This window comes from Streptomyces pseudovenezuelae (genome assembly GCF_001513955.1).
GTDB classification, from domain to species: Bacteria; Actinomycetota; Actinomycetes; order Streptomycetales; family Streptomycetaceae; genus Streptomyces; species Streptomyces pseudovenezuelae.
On record NZ_KQ948151.1, the window covers coordinates 54,188 to 69,989 of the forward strand.

At 70.2% G+C, this 15,802-nt stretch carries 18 protein-coding genes and 4 pseudogenes; 12 read left to right on the forward strand and 10 right to left on the reverse strand.

What is annotated here, in order from left to right:
* Positions 1 to 626, forward strand: a 626-nt coding sequence (locus AQI94_RS31975; protein ID WP_159050648.1) for an FAD-dependent oxidoreductase, incomplete at its 5' end; no start/stop codon positions are given.
* Between the two features lie 245 nt (positions 627 to 871).
* Positions 872 to 2,110 (forward strand): FAD-dependent monooxygenase, encoded by a 1,239-nt coding sequence (locus AQI94_RS31980; RefSeq protein WP_225890331.1) that lies wholly within the window; start codon positions 872 to 874, stop codon positions 2,108 to 2,110.
* 139 nt (positions 2,111 to 2,249) lie between these two features.
* On the opposite strand, the gene AQI94_RS31985 is transcribed toward AQI94_RS31980, so the two are convergent.
* From AQI94_RS31985 to AQI94_RS45185, 4 genes and pseudogenes are all read right to left on the reverse strand, one after another.
* The gene (locus AQI94_RS31985; RefSeq protein ID WP_031053619.1) at positions 2,250 to 2,453 is read right to left on the reverse strand and encodes a hypothetical protein; all 204 of its coding nucleotides are present in this window, start codon (positions 2,451 to 2,453) and stop codon (positions 2,250 to 2,252) included.
* Positions 2,450 to 2,593: a hypothetical protein gene (locus AQI94_RS44790; protein WP_158806337.1), complete on the reverse strand. Its 144-nt coding sequence runs from the start codon at positions 2,591 to 2,593 to the stop codon at positions 2,450 to 2,452. The genes AQI94_RS31985 and AQI94_RS44790 overlap by 4 nt, the downstream gene beginning before the upstream one ends.
* A gap of 29 nt (positions 2,594 to 2,622) precedes the next feature.
* On the reverse strand, positions 2,623 to 2,805 hold the full coding sequence (locus tag AQI94_RS31990) for a hypothetical protein (RefSeq protein ID WP_031053622.1): 183 nt from the start codon (positions 2,803 to 2,805) through the stop codon (positions 2,623 to 2,625).
* A 37-nt stretch (positions 2,806 to 2,842) separates the two neighbouring features.
* Positions 2,843 to 3,022: pseudogene (locus AQI94_RS45185) on the reverse strand (TetR/AcrR family transcriptional regulator); the annotation flags it as partial.
* A 296-nt stretch (positions 3,023 to 3,318) separates the two neighbouring features.
* Between AQI94_RS45185 and AQI94_RS31995 the strand changes: the two are divergent.
* The 4 genes and pseudogenes from AQI94_RS31995 to AQI94_RS46635 all read left to right on the forward strand — a co-directional run.
* A complete protein-coding gene (locus AQI94_RS31995) occupies positions 3,319 to 4,263 on the forward strand; it encodes an alpha/beta fold hydrolase (protein WP_031048889.1) in 945 nt (314 codons plus the stop codon).
* A 185-nt stretch (positions 4,264 to 4,448) separates the two neighbouring features.
* The gene (locus tag AQI94_RS32000; protein WP_225890332.1) at positions 4,449 to 5,558 is read left to right on the forward strand and encodes an NAD(P)H-binding protein; all 1,110 of its coding nucleotides are present in this window, start codon (positions 4,449 to 4,451) and stop codon (positions 5,556 to 5,558) included.
* 317 nt (positions 5,559 to 5,875) lie between these two features.
* Positions 5,876 to 6,265, forward strand: a pseudogene (locus AQI94_RS46630) (DUF6308 family protein); the annotation flags it as partial.
* Positions 6,266 to 6,362: 97 nt separating this feature from the next.
* Positions 6,363 to 6,443: pseudogene (locus AQI94_RS46635) on the forward strand (hypothetical protein); the annotation flags it as partial.
* Between the two features lie 239 nt (positions 6,444 to 6,682).
* Here AQI94_RS46635 and AQI94_RS32010 read toward each other — a convergent pair.
* The 3 genes from AQI94_RS32010 to AQI94_RS32020 form a co-directional block, all read right to left on the reverse strand.
* Positions 6,683 to 7,561 carry a universal stress protein gene (locus AQI94_RS32010; protein WP_037942988.1) on the reverse strand — a complete coding sequence of 293 codons (879 nt, stop codon included), beginning with the start codon at positions 7,559 to 7,561 and terminating at the stop codon, positions 6,683 to 6,685.
* A 63-nt stretch (positions 7,562 to 7,624) separates the two neighbouring features.
* Positions 7,625 to 8,530, reverse strand: coding sequence for a universal stress protein (locus AQI94_RS32015; protein WP_031048896.1), 906 nt, complete (start codon positions 8,528 to 8,530; stop codon positions 7,625 to 7,627).
* A gap of 141 nt (positions 8,531 to 8,671) precedes the next feature.
* The gene (locus tag AQI94_RS32020) at positions 8,672 to 8,884 is read right to left on the reverse strand and encodes a hypothetical protein (protein ID WP_031048898.1); all 213 of its coding nucleotides are present in this window, start codon (positions 8,882 to 8,884) and stop codon (positions 8,672 to 8,674) included.
* Between the two features lie 210 nt (positions 8,885 to 9,094).
* Between AQI94_RS32020 and AQI94_RS32025 the strand changes: the two genes are divergently transcribed.
* The 4 genes and pseudogenes from AQI94_RS32025 to AQI94_RS32035 all read left to right on the forward strand — a co-directional run bounded on the left by AQI94_RS32025 (position 9,095) and on the right by AQI94_RS32035 (position 10,777).
* The gene (locus tag AQI94_RS32025) at positions 9,095 to 9,559 is read left to right on the forward strand and encodes a cyclic nucleotide-binding domain-containing protein (RefSeq protein WP_031048900.1); all 465 of its coding nucleotides are present in this window, start codon (positions 9,095 to 9,097) and stop codon (positions 9,557 to 9,559) included.
* Positions 9,560 to 9,604: 45 nt separating this feature from the next.
* Positions 9,605 to 10,264, forward strand: coding sequence for a CBS domain-containing protein (locus AQI94_RS32030; protein ID WP_031048901.1), 660 nt, complete (start codon positions 9,605 to 9,607; stop codon positions 10,262 to 10,264).
* A 133-nt stretch (positions 10,265 to 10,397) separates the two neighbouring features.
* Positions 10,398 to 10,472: pseudogene (locus AQI94_RS44285) on the forward strand (DNA-binding response regulator); the annotation flags it as partial.
* Between the two features lie 26 nt (positions 10,473 to 10,498).
* A complete protein-coding gene (locus tag AQI94_RS32035; protein ID WP_031048903.1) occupies positions 10,499 to 10,777 on the forward strand; it encodes a hypothetical protein in 279 nt (92 codons plus the stop codon).
* A gap of 43 nt (positions 10,778 to 10,820) precedes the next feature.
* On the opposite strand, the gene AQI94_RS32040 is transcribed toward AQI94_RS32035, so the two are convergent.
* Genes AQI94_RS32040 through AQI94_RS32050 form a run of 3 tightly spaced genes read right to left on the reverse strand, consistent with a single transcriptional unit; the run spans position 10,821 to position 14,382 of the window.
* Entirely contained in the window at positions 10,821 to 13,190 is a 2,370-nt protein-coding gene (locus AQI94_RS32040) for a glycoside hydrolase family 65 protein (protein ID WP_031048905.1), read from the reverse strand.
* Positions 13,187 to 13,510, reverse strand: coding sequence for a hypothetical protein (locus AQI94_RS32045; protein WP_158806294.1), 324 nt, complete (start codon positions 13,508 to 13,510; stop codon positions 13,187 to 13,189). Before AQI94_RS32045 ends, AQI94_RS32040 begins: the two co-directional genes overlap by 4 nt.
* Positions 13,507 to 14,382: a universal stress protein gene (locus AQI94_RS32050; RefSeq protein WP_031048910.1), complete on the reverse strand. Its 876-nt coding sequence runs from the start codon at positions 14,380 to 14,382 to the stop codon at positions 13,507 to 13,509. The genes AQI94_RS32045 and AQI94_RS32050 overlap by 4 nt, the downstream gene beginning before the upstream one ends.
* 369 nt (positions 14,383 to 14,751) lie before the next feature.
* Here AQI94_RS32050 and AQI94_RS32055 point away from each other — a divergent pair, with 369 nt between their 5' ends.
* Together AQI94_RS32055 and AQI94_RS32060 are read left to right on the forward strand one after the other, a co-directional pair.
* Complete coding sequence (locus AQI94_RS32055; RefSeq protein WP_031048912.1) at positions 14,752 to 14,976, forward strand: hypothetical protein; 225 nt, start codon at positions 14,752 to 14,754, stop codon at positions 14,974 to 14,976.
* 305 nt (positions 14,977 to 15,281) lie between these two features.
* Complete coding sequence (locus AQI94_RS32060; protein ID WP_031049924.1) at positions 15,282 to 15,791, forward strand: flavodoxin domain-containing protein; 510 nt, start codon at positions 15,282 to 15,284, stop codon at positions 15,789 to 15,791.
* Positions 15,792 to 15,802 lie beyond the last annotated feature (11 nt).

Here is a 15,802-nt window from a genome sequence, read left to right on the forward strand (position 1 = left end):
CGGATGTGCTGCCTGAGGTGCCCGGGCTCGCCGAGCACTGGGGGCACGGTGTGGTGCACTGCCCGTACTGCCACGGCTGGGAGGTGCGCGACGAGCCCATCGGCGTCCTCGCCACCGGCCCCGCCTCCATCGGCCACGCGTATCTGTTCCGTCAGCTGACCGAGGACCTGACCTACTTCACCCACGGCACCGACCTGGACGAGGACAGCCGCGCCCGCTTCGCCGCCCGCGGCATCCGCGTCATCGACACCCCGGTCACCGAGGTCGTCAACGACACCGGCGGTGCCCTCGCCGGGGTGCGCCTGGCGGACGGCCAGGTCGTGGCCCGCCGCGTCGTCGCGGTCGCCGCGCCGATGCAGGCCCGCACTCAGGGTCTGGAAGGTCTGGGCCTGCCGGTGCAGGACCTGCCGAAGGGCCGCGGTTTCGCCTCCGGCACGGCCGGCGCCACCGAGGTGCCGGGTGTGTGGGTGGCCGGCAACGTCACCGATCTGGTCGCCCAGGTCGGAGCCTCCGCAGCGGCCGGCGCACTGGCCGGCGCCGACATCAACAGCACACTGGCCACCGCCGACACCGACGCGGCCCTCCACGCCGTCGCGGAGGCAAGCCCCGAAGCGGCCACACGATGATCTCGAAGCCCTGAGATCCCAGCCCGTCACCCGCTCGCCCCACCTTCGCCGGCGAGGAAACCGACCTGTTCTCCCGTCTGGAAGCTGATCAGTTTCCAGACGATTCTCAGCCATGCCCGGCAAGCAAGCAGCAGGAGCGTCCCACCGAGGTCAACGCCCCCTTCTCGACCTCCTCGCCCGCCTCGACGACTCCACATCCTCGGCTTCCTGAACGGCCGACCCCCCACGAGATGAAGGACACGACAATGTCGGAGCGCAATCCGATGGACAAGAACACGGCATCGCGACAGCGGGCCCTGGTGGTCGGCCTCGGGATAAGCGGGATCACCTCCGCGCTGCGACTGCATCGCGCGGGCTGGGACGTGGTGGTGCTGGAGAAGGCCCCCGAGCGGCGCCGCGGCGGATACTTCCTCGCCCTGTTCGGGGCCGGGCTCGCCGCCGCCGAACGGCTGGGCTTCGCCGATGCGGTGTCGAATCGCGTCGCTCCGGACAGCGTGAGCTACGACGTCGACCGCACGGGCCGGCGCCGCCGCGGTGTGGGCTACGCCGATGTGTTCCCCGGGTCTCGACTGACGGTGCGGGGCGACATCGAAGACGCGGCCTTCACCGCCCTGCCCGACGAGGTCGAGATCCGGTACTCGACCGTGCCGGTCGCGCTGGACCAGTACCTCGACGGGGTGGACGTCGAGATCCGCGACCTGACGACGGAGACGACGACCGTCGAACGGTTCGACCTGGTGGTCGGGGCAGACGGACTGCGCTCGACGGTGCGCCGGCTCGCGTTCGAGCCCGAGCCGAGCCCGATCCGTCGACTGAACTACATGATCGCCGTGTACAGCCTGCCCGAGCCGGTACCCGGCTACCGCCCACAGGACGGGCTGACCATGGCCGAGGCGGGCCGATCGGTGTGGGTCTTCCCGTTCGCCGACCGTCCGCCGTCGGTGCTGTTCTCCTACCGCACCGACGACGTGGACGCCGAGTTCACCCGGCCGGCCATCGACTCGCTGCGCGCCGCCTACGGCGCCGAGCCCACCGGCTCCACGCTCGGTTGGCTGCTCGACCAGTTCGAGAAGGCCCCGGACCACCTGTTCGACTCCACCGAGCAGGTGCACCTCGACCACTGGTACCGCGGCCGAGTCGTGCTCGTCGGCGACGCCGCGTGGTGCCTGACCCTTTACTCCGGCATGGGGGCATCCGCCGGCCTGGCCGGGGCGGACCTGCTCGGCACCATGCTGGAACGCCACCCGCACGATGTGCCACGAGCGCTGCAGGACTGGGAGGACCACCTGCGCCCGTTCATCGACTACCACCTCGGCAGCGGTGTGAGCCAGCGCGGTTTCCTCACCCCGGGCAACCGCGCCGAGTTGCTGCTTCGGTCCGTGATGATCCGCCTCGGTCGGCTACCGATCGCCGGCCGGCTGCTCGCCAAGACGAGGGCCAAGAGTGCGCGGATGAAAAGTCTGGATATCGCCGCCGCAGCGTGAGTGGAGTTCCTCGAATACGAGCGGGAGAACGAGGTCATCTGGGCCCGCAACTTCGTCGACGAATGCTTGGACGCAGGTTGCGGGGATGGCCGGGAGAGGCATGTACCGGAGAGCAGGCTGTTATCCGCTGCATCGGGGTTCACCCGAGCTGCTTGCTCCACACGTTGTAGCAGCCGCGGTCGACGAGCCTGGTCCAGTCTGCGTCGAGGGCGGCGACTACCGTGGTCTGGCTGCGGGTGCCGCACCGGCTGCACGCGATCCCGGTCTTGCGGTCGAGGCGGTGCAGCTGCAGCGGACCCTGGGCGGGTTCAGAGCGCACGACGCGGTTGGCGAGGCGCGTCATCGGCGCCGCGGCTTGGTCGTGGAAACGCCGCCACCGAGTCTGCCGCGGACGACGAAGGAGCCGGGTCCGATGCTGGTGCGTGCGTTGTTGAGGAACGAACGCAGCCGGCCGGTGTATGCATCGTGCAGTTCGCTGGCCATGTCTGTAAGGCGAGCAGCCACAGCAAAGATCAGCCGCGGGCGGGCCTGGGTAGCCGCAGCGGCCGGTAGCCGTCGGTGTCCAGCTTGGCCAACTCGCCGTCGATGTCCACCGAGTGAGTTCCGCAAAAGTTGACGTCGGCGTGGTGGCTGGGCCAGATGCGCGCCAGCAGCTCATCGTCGGTGGGCCGGCCGGCACGACGCAGCGCGGTCACCGCCAGGCCGTAATAACTCGGTGCTCCAGGTAAGGATCGCGTTGGCGGCCAGCAGTACGCCGTGTTTGCCGTCGAACGCGGCGTAGAGGCTGCCGCGGCCCAGGCCAGTGGCGGCACTGATGTCGTCGACGTCGGTGCCGTTGTAGCCCGAGGTGCGGAACTGCCGCTCGGCGGCACTCAGGACGTGGTCGGGGTCGAAGCTTCGTGGTCTCGCCATGCATCGAAGGTAAAGCCGACCCACCCCTTCTTGACAACCCAGTACAGAACCGCCTAGGTTCCTTACCGTTCAGTCCATAACCGTCCTGAGCTCGCCGGACAGGCTTGGTCCGGGAGTGCAGCACCGCGATGCCGCGCAGGCGGCTTGGACGTTGAACTCATGACGTTCAGGGCGTCGCACGCAGCTCGGCGCAAGAGCGAGCCAGCCGATGAAGGCCGCTTCAGAACCAAATACTTCGGAGGAGCTCATGACCGCGGTCAGTACGTACAACACCGCACCGGAAGGCACGATGTCCCGTGATTGCCGCTGACGAGACGTTCGACGGCACGTGGCCGTATCCCGCCCGCTTCAACGAGGCGGCCGGCTTCCGCCAGCACTACGTCGACGAGGGCCCCGAGCAGCCCGGTCAGACGATCGTCATGCTGCACGGCGAGCCCACGTGGGGCTACGAGTGGCGCCACCTGATCGGGCCACTGTCACGTCACCATCGCGTGGTCGTTCCGGACCACATGGGCTTCGGCAAGAGCGAGACGCCCCAGGACCGCACATACGACGCGAGCGAACACATCCTCAATCTCGAATCGCTGCTCGTCGACACGCTCGACCTCACCGACATCACCCTGGTGGTGCGTGACTGGGGCGGCCCCATCGGCACCGGGTTCGCGCTGCGTCACCCCGACCGGATCTCCCGGATCTTCGCGGTGAACACCGTGCTGCCTCTCGCCCAGGGCATCGAGGATCTGATGAAGGCCAACGGCGCCGAGAGCCGGTGGTTCCAGTGGGCTCAGTCGGCGCTCGCGGACGGTTCGTTCGAGCAGATCCTCGGAAACGCGGGTCACACCATCGCCCAGCTGATGATCGACCTGCAGCATGTCGCCCGACCGGAGATCGCCACGCCGACCTGGATCCGCGCCTACTCCAGCCCCTTCCCCACCCCCGCCGAGTCCTTCGGTGTCATCGCCTTCCCCCGGCAGGTCCTGGAGGGCCCGCAGGGCCCCCCGCCCGGCCCGCCGCCCATGGAAGCCGTCGCCGCACTGCGCGCCGTGCCGGCAATGCTGGCCGTCGGTATGCGCGACACCGCACTGCTGCCCCAGTACGTGATCCCCTCGTTCCGGCTCAGCTACCCCGACGCACCCGTGGTCGAGATCCCGGGCGCCGGTCACTTCCCGACCGAGGACGCTCCCGAGACGCTGCTGGCACTGCTGGAGCTGTTCCTGCAGATGACGCCCGCCCGCACCTGAACCCTCAATGCCGAACGGGCAGCTCCGCGCGCGCGAAGCGGCCCGTTCACCGTGCGGCAGGTCGTGGCTACGAAGCCGAGCCGCCGCCGGGACGACGGTGCCCGGCCACGACACTCCGTCGTCGACGGCTTTCCCCCGTCCTCCGACTACACCTCACCCAATCAGTTTCCAGACGGCTTTCAGTCATGCCCGCAAGCAGGCAGCAGGAGCGTCGCGCCGAGGCCCACGCCACCGTCCTCGGCTTTCTGAACGGCCGACCCAACCCCAACCAGATGAAGGACACGACAATGACGGAACGCAATCCCATTCTGATCACCGGCGCCGGCGGCCAAGTCGGTGGCGTGAGCAGGCTGATGGTCGGCATGCTGCTCGAACAGGGCCACCCGGTGCGCGCGTTCGTGCGACGGGACGACGAACGCGCGCAGTCGCTGCGCGAGGCCGGGGCCGAGGTCTTCGTCGGCGACCTGCTCAAACTCGCGGACGTGGCCGCCGCGCTGAAGGGTGTCAAGCGCATCTACTTCAGCATGACCCCGCAGCCGTACTACGCCGATGCCCTCACCGTGATGGCCGCGGCGGCGCGAGCTCAGGGCGACATCGAGGCCTTCGTGCACCTGTCCAACTACGAGCAGTCGTACATGACGCTCGAGAAGATGACCGCACCGGACGAGGAGCGGCATTCCTGGCTCGGCGGAGTGGTCACGGACTGGTCACCACAGCAGCGGGCCCACTGGGTCTGCGAGCGGGTGCTGGACTGGTCCGGCCTGCCGACCATCAACGTGCGTCCGACTCTGTTCGCCGAGAACCCCCACCTGACCTGGATGCAACAGGGCCCGCTGAGCAACGGTGAACTGCGCCTGCCCTTCGGCAAGCAGCGGCTCGCGCCCATCGCCGTTCACGACGTGGCAGAGGTGTGCGTGAAGGTGTTGGTCGACCCCGCACCGCACATCTCGAAGTCCTACGCGCTCACCGGCCCGGAGCTGAAGGACATGTACGGGTTCGCTGAGGACTACGCAGCCGTGCTGGGACGCGAGGTCACCTACATCCCTGAGGAAGTGGAGGCCTGGAACGAGGCCTTCCTCGACGAGACCGTCCTGCAGGAGTCCCTGGGCGATCCGGGTGCGGCCCGGCACGTGGCGGCGCACCTGAGGATCCAGACCAGGCTGATCGCCAGCGGGCGGTACGACGCCCTCTCCGACCAACTGGAAACCCTGCTCGGGCACCCGCCGCGGACCGTGCGGTGGGCGCTGGAGAACAATACGCGCCTGCGCGAACTGGCGGGTGCTCCGAGCCACTGAGCGCTCCGGAGCAGAACCTGACGCCACGCGATGGGCAATTCAGAGCTTCCGCTCGTCCGCCCCGCCCTTCTTAGACCGTGTCCTACGTGGTGAGGCGGATGAGGCGTTTGTAGCAGCAGAGGGCGGTGGCAAGTCCGAGAAAGGCCAGGTAGTTGCGGGGGCGAGCGGTTCTACGCCGGTCTTGTCGACGCCTTCGCCACCTGGTTGCGGCATCGAGTCAACCGCCGCTCGCTCACCGCCTGAACAGCCTCATCACCTCTGATCAGGCCGTATCCGATCTCCGATGCTACTGCGGCACCGGCCTGCTCGATGAAGCAGTGCCGTTCACGGGTAGTCGTTTCGAGCATCTGGCCGGCGGAGGGGACCGTCAGGCGGTCGCGAACGTAGTGACCGCCGACGACCTGATTGCTGTGCAGACCCTGTCGGTCAGGATTCCCGTGCAGGTCGCCGTCGAACTCCTTGAAGGCGACCTTGGAGTCCGGTTGTCCGAGCTGCTGAGCAGCGTTCGCTTCGACATCGACCTGGTTGAGGCCGAGGCTGCCGACTTGGCCGAAGGGTCGCCGGCCCACACTGCCTGGCGCGCTCTCTGCGACCAGCCCGGAATCGGGTGGGTGACGGCAGGCAAGCTCCTTGCCCGGAAGCGGCCGCGGCTGCTGCCCGTCTACGATCAGGTCGTTCGCTGCGTTCTTGGTCGGCCGAAGTCATTCTGGCTTGACCTGCATGGCGCGCTGCGTGCCGACAATCATGCGTTGCACCGCGAACTGATGGGCCCTACGGCAGTCCGCCGACCTCCCCGCGACCGTCAGCGCGTTGCGGGTCTGCGACGTGGTGCTCTGGATGTATCACCGTACGGATCATCAACAGAGAAGCTGCATCGGGACCTGAAGTCCGTCGGTCGCACCGGAGGGAGCCTTCTGCCCCGGGCCACATGGCCCTGTGGCCCGGTGAAACGCCCGTGACCTGCGCTGTACCAAAGTGCCAACCATCTCTCTGATCACGGGCATCCGGCTGCTGAATCTAGTTGGCATCAGTGCAGGTCACGAACATCCCCTGGTGCCAACTACCAATCCTGGTCACAGGGTCATCGGGCAGTGCTTCGATCGAGCGACGAGCCTGTGGGCAGGTCAGGGCTCCGGCATCCGCCGCGGCACGACGGCGACCGGGCAGTCGGAGTGATGCAGCACCGCGTGGGTGACGCGGCCGAGCTGGAGCCCGAAGGAGCCGTGGCGCTTGGCCCCGACGACCAGGAGGTCGGCCTGGTACGAGGCATCCACCAGTACCCGGCGGGCGTGGCCTTCCACAGTCCGGCGCCGCACCTCGACCTCGGGCGGGACGTCCCGCAGGGCGTGCTCCAGCACCTCCGCGGCTTGCTCCTGGTGCAGCCGGGCGGGTTCACCGGTCATCAGAGGGTGGTCGGTGCTCTCGTGCGCGGGCCTCCGCCAGGCCCGTACGGCCTCCAGGGGCACCCCGCGACGCCGCGCCTCCTCGGCCGCGAAGCGCACGGCGGGGGACTCCTTTCCCTCCTCACCGACGCCCACGACGACCCGGCCCTGGGCCCCGGGCGTCGCCCGGTTGTCGTGGCTGCCGCGCAGGACGACCACCGGGCAGTCGGCGTGGGCGGCCACGGCCAGGCTCACGGAGCCCAGCAGGGCCTCGGCGAGACCACTGCGGCCGCGGCTGCCTGTGACCAGCACGGTGGCGCTGCGGCTCTCCCGGACCAGTGCGTACTCGGGCTCTTCCGCCAACACGTCGACGGCAAGCGCCAGATCAGGGTGGCGGCTGCGGGCGCGGCGCTCGGCAGCGGCGACGATGTCGTCGGCCAACAGCTCCTCGGACGGCCTGCCCAGGTCCGTGGCGAGAGAGGTGCCCTCGTACCGCTCCCACAGCGACGCGTACACCAGTCGCAGCGGCAGCCGGCGCAGGGCCGCCTCGTCGGCCGCCCAGTCGACGGCGCGCAGGCTCGGTTCGGAGCCGTCGACACCGACGACGACCGCAAGATCCATCGACATCGCGCTCACCGTCCTGCTCCGGCTGCCTTCATGCCTGCCGCTCCTCGTTGACGGAGGTCACTTGTGGGACACGACCACGACTGGGGCGGTGGCGTGGTGCAGGACGGCGTGGGTGACGGAGCCGATGTGGGCGCCGAGGGGGCTGCGGCGGATCCGCCGGCCCACCACGACCAGCGAGGCCTCGCGCGAGGCGTCGACCAGGTGGTTGGCTCCGCTTCCGGAGCGGGACTCCTCGACGACTTCGATGTCCGGGTACTTCTGGCGCCAGGGGCGCAGGGCCGCGGACAGGGCGGCGGACTGCTGCCGGACGATCTCGTCGTGGTACTCCGGGTCGACGGACAGGCCATAGGTGTAGTAGGGCGGCAGGTTCCATCCATGGACGACCCGCAGGACAGCGGAGCGCCGGGCAGCCGCGTCGAACGCGAACTCGATCAGCGAGTCGTCCGGACCGCCGGGGTCCAGGCCCAGCACTACGGGCCGGTAGGGGGTGGCGGCCGACGGGATTCCGGCCGGGTCCGTCTGGTGCTCGTCCGCGGCCTGCTCACCGGCCCGGACCAGGACCACCGGACGTTCGGCGTGCGCCACGACGGCGAGGCCCACGGAGCCGACCATGAACCCGCCGATCCCGCTGAATCCGCGAGAACCGAGGGCGAGCAGCTCGGCGTCCGCTGCTGCCTTGACCAGGGTGTCGGCGGCCCCGCCGCTCGACTGCTGCATGGTGATCTCGATGCCGGGATGACGCAGGCGCAGTCCCTCGACGACCTCGCGGGGAATGCGCTCGCTCCAGTGCTGCTGGGTCTCGGCGCCGAGCAACGGGGCCTGGGCCATGGGCTCGGGCACGGGCTCCCACACATGGACGACCTTCAACGGCAGGCCACGCATTTCCGCTTCGCGGGCCGCCCATTCCACCGCAGCGCGGCTCTCGGACGAACCGTCCAGACCTGCGACAACAGCGCGCACCATGGCTCTGCCTCCTCATCGGGGATGTGAGTCCAGAGTCGGCCTCTGAGTGTCCGTTACTCCAGGGGCCGCAGGTCCCCGACCGGGGCCAACCGGCCCAACGGCGTCGTTGTGAAGGTTGCCGCCGCCCCTGGCTGCGCGGCTTCAGTGCCGCACGGGCGTACGCACGACGGGCCGCTTCGGGAGGGGCGTCGCTTTCGGCGTACCGGCGCCCGCCGACCGGCGGGCGGCGCGGCGCCGCTGCCGGCGCAGGTACAGCTCGTCGAGCGCCGCGCTGAGCACGAAGGTGACGACCGTGGCTGTCACCAGGAGGACGGCGAACTGCCGCCAGAACTCCGGAGTCAGGCTCGTACCCATGGTGTTCCGCCCCTTTCCCCTCTGTTTCCGCTCTGCCGAATGGCTCTGTCAGCACCATCGAACCGCGGTCCGAGGGGTGGCACAGGGTGCCACAGGGGTGCACCGGACCGCCGGACGGACCGCTCCTGGGGCCAGGTGGCCCCTGGTCCGTCCAGGACCGCACGCACACACTGGGGGTGGTAGTTCCGTACGGCCTGCTGGAGGCACGCCATGAACGCTCCCGCAACCACGAGCATGCCGCGGGCGCTGCCCGCCGAGCACCGGCAGAGGCTGATGGGGATCGCACGGGAGGTGGCGTTCCCCGAGGGCGCCCGGCTCTTCGAGGAGGGCGGCCGCGCCGACCGGTTCTGGATCATCCGCACCGGCACGGTCGACCTCGACATGCGTGTACCCGGTCGCCGGGCCGCCGTCATCGAGTCCCTCGGGCACAACGAACTCGTCGGCTGGTCCTGGCTGTTCCCTCCCTACACCTGGCATCTGGGCGCCGAGGCGGCCTCGCCGCTGCGGACGTTCGAGTTCGACGCCACGGCGGTACGGGAGATCTGCCAGGAGGACCCCGAGTTCGGCCGGACCATCGCCCGCTGGGTGGGGGAGGTCGTCGCGCACCGACTGCAGGCGGCCCGCATTCGGCTGCTGGATCTGTACGGCCCCTACGGCAGCGGGAGCCGACCGTGAACGCCCCTGACTGTCCGAAGTGACGAAGCGACCAAGGAGAGCGCCGTGCACGCATCCCCGCACATCGTGAGTGACGTGATGACCCGCTCCGTGGCCGCCGTCGGCCGTGGGGCCGCCTTCAAGGACATCGTGCGGACCCTGCAGGACCGCAGGGTCAGCGCTCTGCCCGTCGTGGATGGCGGGAACAAGGTCGTGGGGGTCGTCTCCGAGGCCGACCTGCTGCCCAAGGAGGAGTTCCGCGACAGCGACCCCGACCGGCACACGCAGCTGCGGCGGCTGTCCGACCTGGCCAAGGCCGGCTCGGTCACCGCAGGTGAGCTGATGACCTCCCCCGCCCTGACCATCCGGGCGGACGCGACGCTCGCGCTGGCCGCGCGGGAGATGGCCCGGGCACGGGTCAAGCGGCTGCCCGTCGTCGACGCGACAGGGCACCTGGAGGGCATCGTCAGCCGGGCGGACCTGTTGAAGGTGTTCCTGCGGGACGATGAGGACGTGGCCGGGGAGATCAGACGAGAGGTCGTCTCGTACCTCTTCCCCTCACCGGAGTCGGCCGTGCTGGTCGAGGTCCGGGACGGTGTCGTGACGCTCGGCGGCCGGGTCCGGGACACCTCGCTCGTGCCTGTGGCAGCGCGCCTGGTGCGGGCGGTCGAGGGGGTAGTGGACGTGGAGTTCGCCCTGGACGGCCCGAACAGGACCACGGGCTGAGACTCGGTAACACTATGTGAAACGCGTGGGTCCGGTACCGGACCCATCCACCTGGTGCGACCGGCCCGGGCGGGTGATGATCGTCCTGATGCGCGGGCCCGCGTGTCTGTGTGCCACATATCCGGGGATCAAGGTCTCCCGCCTGCTGGCCAAACTCGGCGTTCAGCGGCGCGTGCAGGCGGCGGTGCTCGCCACCCATCTGGAGTAGCCCGAGCCGGGGGACCGTCCCGCGCGATGATGCGCGGCGTTCGCCGGACCGGCGGAGTGTTTCCGCCGCAGGCCTGCGTCGCCGTCGCCGCCTGCTCCGTGGCTCTCGTGCCGTTCCGGGAGGCCGCCGTGGCCGCTGTCGCCGTGACTCGGCCGACCGTGGGCGCCTGGGCCACGCTGCTGCCCCGGAACGGCGATCTGCAGTCGATTCTGCGCGCCCTGAGCGTCCTCGCCGCGTTCGCCGTGGCTCTCCTCGTGCTCACGTCCCTGGCTCTGCGACGTCGTCGGACGGACGGGGCACCGTGAGGCTCGCGAGAGCGCTCGGTACTCTCCTGCCGGCACCTCGCCATCAGTCTCCGAGCACCAGTCGGGCCGTCTCCCCCGGTTGCAGGCAGACCGCCCGGCCCGGCAGTTGTACGTCGATCGGTGAGCCGTCGGAGGAGGGCACCGCAATCTCCAGCAGTCCGCGCTCCAGCCTGAGTTTCACACCCCAGTGACCCTGATAGCGCAGCGCGAAGCCGTACGAGGACAGTTCCGGCAGCGGTACCGGATCGAGCCACAGCGCCCCGCCGCGTGTCTCCAGACCGGTCAGTCCGCGCTGCACGAGATCGAGCGTCCCCGCCATGGCGCCGAGGTGGATGCCCTCGCCGGTGGTGCCGCCCTGGACGTCGGCGATGTCGCCCTGGAGCGCCTCCTGACAGAACTTCCAGGCTTCGGCGCGCCGGGCCCGGGCCAGGACCCAGCCGTGGACCAGCCCGCTGAGCGTGGAGCCGTGGCTGGTGCGCCGCAGATAGTGGTCGACGGTGCGCCGCCAGGTGTCCTCGCCGAGGCGCAGCCCCAAGCGGCGGAACAGGCCTTCCAGTTCGGCCGGTGCGAAGAGGTAGCCGAGCATCAGGACGTCGGCCTGTTTGGAGGCTCGGTAGCGGTTGACGGTGTCTCCCTCCGCCTCGAGGATCCGGTCGAGGCGCCTGATGTCGCCGTACTTCTCCCGGTAGCCCGCCCAGTCGAGTTCGGCGAGGTCGCCATAGCCTTCGAACTGGCTGATCACGCCGTCGTGGAAGGGCACATGGAGGGTGCGGGAGACATCCTCCCACTGCTCGAGCTCGCCGCCGTCCAGCCCCGCCCGCTCGACGAGTTCCCGTCGTCGGGGCTCAGGGAGCGACTCCAGCAGCTCCAACGTGCGGGCAAGCACCCACGCGGCGGTGACGTTCGTGTACGCGTTGTCGTCCAGGCCCGGTTCCGTCGCATCGGGATACCCGTCGTGGTACTCGTCGGGACCGACCACACCCTTGATGCGATGGCGGCCCAGCGTCTCGTCGTAGACGGCGGAGTCGGCCCAGAAGCGCGCGATCTGCAGCAGCATCTCGGCGCCCTTGGTGTGCCGGAACTCGGCGTCGCCGCTTGCCTCGCAGTACTGCCACACGTTGTACGCGATGGCCGAGCCGACGTGGTACTGGAGTCGGGAATGGTCGGGCAGCCAGCGTCCCGAGCGCGGGTTGAGGTGCAGTTGCTGGGTCTCCTCGCGCCCGTCGCTGCCGCTCTGCCAGGGATACAGCGCACCCCGGCGGCCCGACTCCGAAGCAGCGGTGCACGCCTGCTCGAGTCGGCGGTGCCGGTAGCGGAGCAGGGCGCGGGAGACCTCGGGGAAGTGCAGGTTGAGGTAGGGCAGGACGAACAGCTCGTCCCAGAAGACGTGGCCGCGGTAGGCCTCGCCGTGCAGTCCGCGGGCGGGTACGCCGACGTCGAGGTCGGCTGTGTGCGGGGAGAGCGTCTGCAGGACGTGGAAGAGGTGCAGCCCCAGGATACGGCCCGCCTCGCCGTCGACCTGGAGGTCCGCACGGCGCCAGAGCTGGTCCCAGGCCGTGAGGTGCGGCTCCAGGAGGTCGTCGAAGTCCGGGGCCCGGGTCACCCGGTCGACCGCGGCGAACAGCGGGTCACTGATCGCCGGGTCGCGCGAGGTGTGCAGGGCGACGGTCTTGTCGACGACGGCCGTCCGCCCCGCCGCCAGTTCGAGGACCAGCCGCTGGGCGGCACGCCGGACGTCGTGGCCAGTCGTGGCCGGCGCGTCGGCACGGAGGCGGGAAGCCATGGCGATACGGATGTCGGACGTACGGGTGCGGCAGCGCAGCCACACGGTGTCCGCGGCGGCGCTCCCGGTCTGCGCGTGGGTGAGGTGATGACCGTCCAGGTCCCGGTAGCGGGGCACACCGGAGTTGGTGACGGAGCCGTCGAGCGCCGCCTCGACATCGAGCCGGCCGGAGAAGCCCTCGGCGGTGAACTCGGTTCGCAGCGCCGCCAGATGAGAATCCGCCATGTGCACGAGGCGCTGCTGACGCACCGCCAGCACCCGTCCCTCGCCGAGGCCGTAGCGCGTGCGCCGCTCCAGCAACCCGGCAGACAGGTGCAGGGTCGTACGGTGCTCGAGCACGGTCGCGGTCTCGGGGGTGACCCACGGCTGCCCTGGCAGGCGGAAGCGCAGGAACAGCCAGTTCGGCACGTTCACCAAGTCCTCGTTCTCGACCTGGTGGCCGGCCACGTCGGAGGTGAGACGGTTGTAGCAGCCGGCTATGTAGGTGCCCGGGTAGTGCACCTCGTCCGCGGCGCACTCGGGCAGGGCCCCGCGCGTGGCGAAGTAGCCGTTGCCCAGTGTGCACAGCGATTCCCTCAGGCGCTCGTCGGCGGGCTCGTAGCCCTCGTACTCCCAGGTCCAGTCCGTCACTTCGACGCTCCTTGCGCGACCAGTTCTCCCAGGCCGGGTGGGACGATGTCGGCCCCGTGCCGCCGCAGTCCCAGGGCACGCGGCGGCCGGCTCGTTCCGGGATACGCGTCGACGCCATACGCCCGCATCCGGTCAGTGAACAGGCGCTCCCTGTCCGCCGTCACGGCACGCGCGGTCCCGGCCGACGCGTCGATGCTGCGTGGGCGCGGGATGGCCGTGGCGCCGCCGGGGCGGGACCTGCTGTCCACGTGCCGCAGACCGTCGTCCCGTACGTCTGACGGGCGGCCCTGGTCGGGCGTCGGCGGACGGCGCACGCTCATGCCTGCTGCGGCACAACCGCGACCGGGCAGACGGAGTGGTGCAGCAACGTGTGCGCCACCCTGCCGAGTTGCAAGCCGACGTGACCGGTGCGGCGCTGCGCTCCGACGATGAGAAGGTCCGCTGCGGCCGACCGGGCCAGGAGCACCTTGCGCGCCGGTCCCTCGACCGTGCTGCGGCGCACCCGCACCCCGGGATGGTCCGCGACCGCCTCCTCCAGCAGGGAGTCGAGCAGAGCGGAGGCCCGCTCCTCGTGGCGGTGCGCCGGGCTCTCGGCCAACTTGGGGTGGTCGGCGCCCTCGTGCGCGGGGCAGCGCCAGGCGCGCACCACGTCCAGGGTGCACCCGCGCACCTCGGCCTCGCGGAAGGCGAACCGCACTGCCTCACCGCTGGTCGCCGACTCCCCCACGCCGAGCACGATCCGCTCGTGAGTGGCCTCGACCCCGGCCTTGTCGCCACGGACGACGACCACGGGCCCGTAGGCACGGGCCGCCACGGCCAGTCCGACGGAGCCGAGAAGCAGGCCCGCCAGCTCGCCACGGCCGCGCGAGCCCGTCACCAGCAAGGACGCATTACGGCCTTCGCGGAGCAGCGTGGCCGCCGCTTCCTCGGGGACGACCTCGGCGGTGACCTTCGTATCCGGGTTGCGCCGACCGGCGCGCTCCGCCGCAGAGGCGACCACGTGCTCGGCCATCACCCGCTCAGAGGGGCGTTCGAGGCTGTCGGACGGAAGGGCACCTTCGTAGTGTTCCCACTTCGAGGCGTACACCAGCCGCAACGGCAGACCGTGCCGAGCCGCCTCGTCCACGGCCCAGTCGAGCGCCGTCAGGCTCCCGTCCGATCCGTCGACGCCCACGACCAGGGGCAGCTCCATCTTCCCCACCGCCTTTCGTCGGTCTCTACGGGAATCAGCACGCAACTCCACCTTCACCGTGACACCCCCGGCCGGGATACGGCAGGGGTGGTTCGGCCCCGGACGGGGCCGTTCGGCCCATGCCGCGGCACACCGAGGAAGCACGGATGCCCGGCTGCACCGGCGCAGAGACGGCACAGGAACCTGGGAACCGGACCGAGGGCCACTCGGCCCGGCCACCTGCCCGCTCAGCCCCTGGGCTGCCCGCTTCCCCGCCCGGACGCTGGAAGGGAACGGATGCGGGTTTCCGGCACCGACGGATGCCCGCGATGCGCACCTCTTCGAAAAGCCCGAGGTGCACTGCGGAAGATCGATCAGAGGCAGGCGGTCATGGTTCCTCTCATCTTGATCGGTGCGGCCGTGCTGGGCGCGTGCCTGGTGTTCGGCTACAGCTCGTTCATCGTCGGCTTCGCCCTGATGTGCGCCGGCGTGATCGGCCTGATCATGTTCGTGGCCACGCCCGGAATGGTCCGGCGGCCCGGCGAGCGGGAGACGGTCGTCGAGGAGCGCCACTACATCGGGGACCATGACGACCATCGGCACTACCGGTCGTGAACGGGTCTCCGGGCCTCCCCGCGGCCGGTCCCGTGACCGTATGGGGACGGCGGGTGCCATGGCCGGGCCCGGCGGCGAACTCTGCTGTCTCGATAGGCCCGGCCTTGCGCGCGGTCGTGGTGCGGGGCCCGTCCGCGCGGCCGGGGTGGGGGGCCGCCCGCCCAGGGCTGCCTGCGGCACGCGCCGGTTCCCGTGATGCCGGACGGTCCGCGTCGGTCCCGGACGGACAGGTTCCCTTCAGCGGACCGCGGCCGTGGGAGCCGACGGTACCGCTGCGGGACACGAGGGAATGCCGAGGTGACGTCATGGACGTACTCGTCGGATACGCGACCGCGCAGGGCTCGACCCGTGGTGTCGCCGAGCGCCTGGCCGCCGGGCTGGTCGAACAGGGGCTGACGGCCGAGGCGCGGCCCATGGAGAGCGTGGACGACGCGGATGCCTACAAGGCGTTCGTCCTCGGCAGCGCCGTGCATGGACAGGCGTGGCTCGATCCCGCCAGGGACTTCGTGCGCGAGAACCTCGACGTGCTGGGCCCCCGCCCGCTATGGATCTTCAGTGTGGGGATGCCTGCCGCCCTGCGCGGGCCGTGGCGGGACCTGGTCCCGAAAGAGATCCCGGCGATCGAGGAGCGCTTGCCCAGCGGTCTGCACTTCCGCGAGCACCGGCTGTTCTCGGGCGTCGTCACCAGGGCCCACCTGCCGCGCGCCGGGCGCATCATGTTCCGGCTTGTCGGCGGCCGCTTCGGGGACTACCGCGACTGGGCCGCGATCGACGCATGGGCGTCCGAGATCGCCGGCGCGCTGACTCGCCGCTGAACACGGTTCGT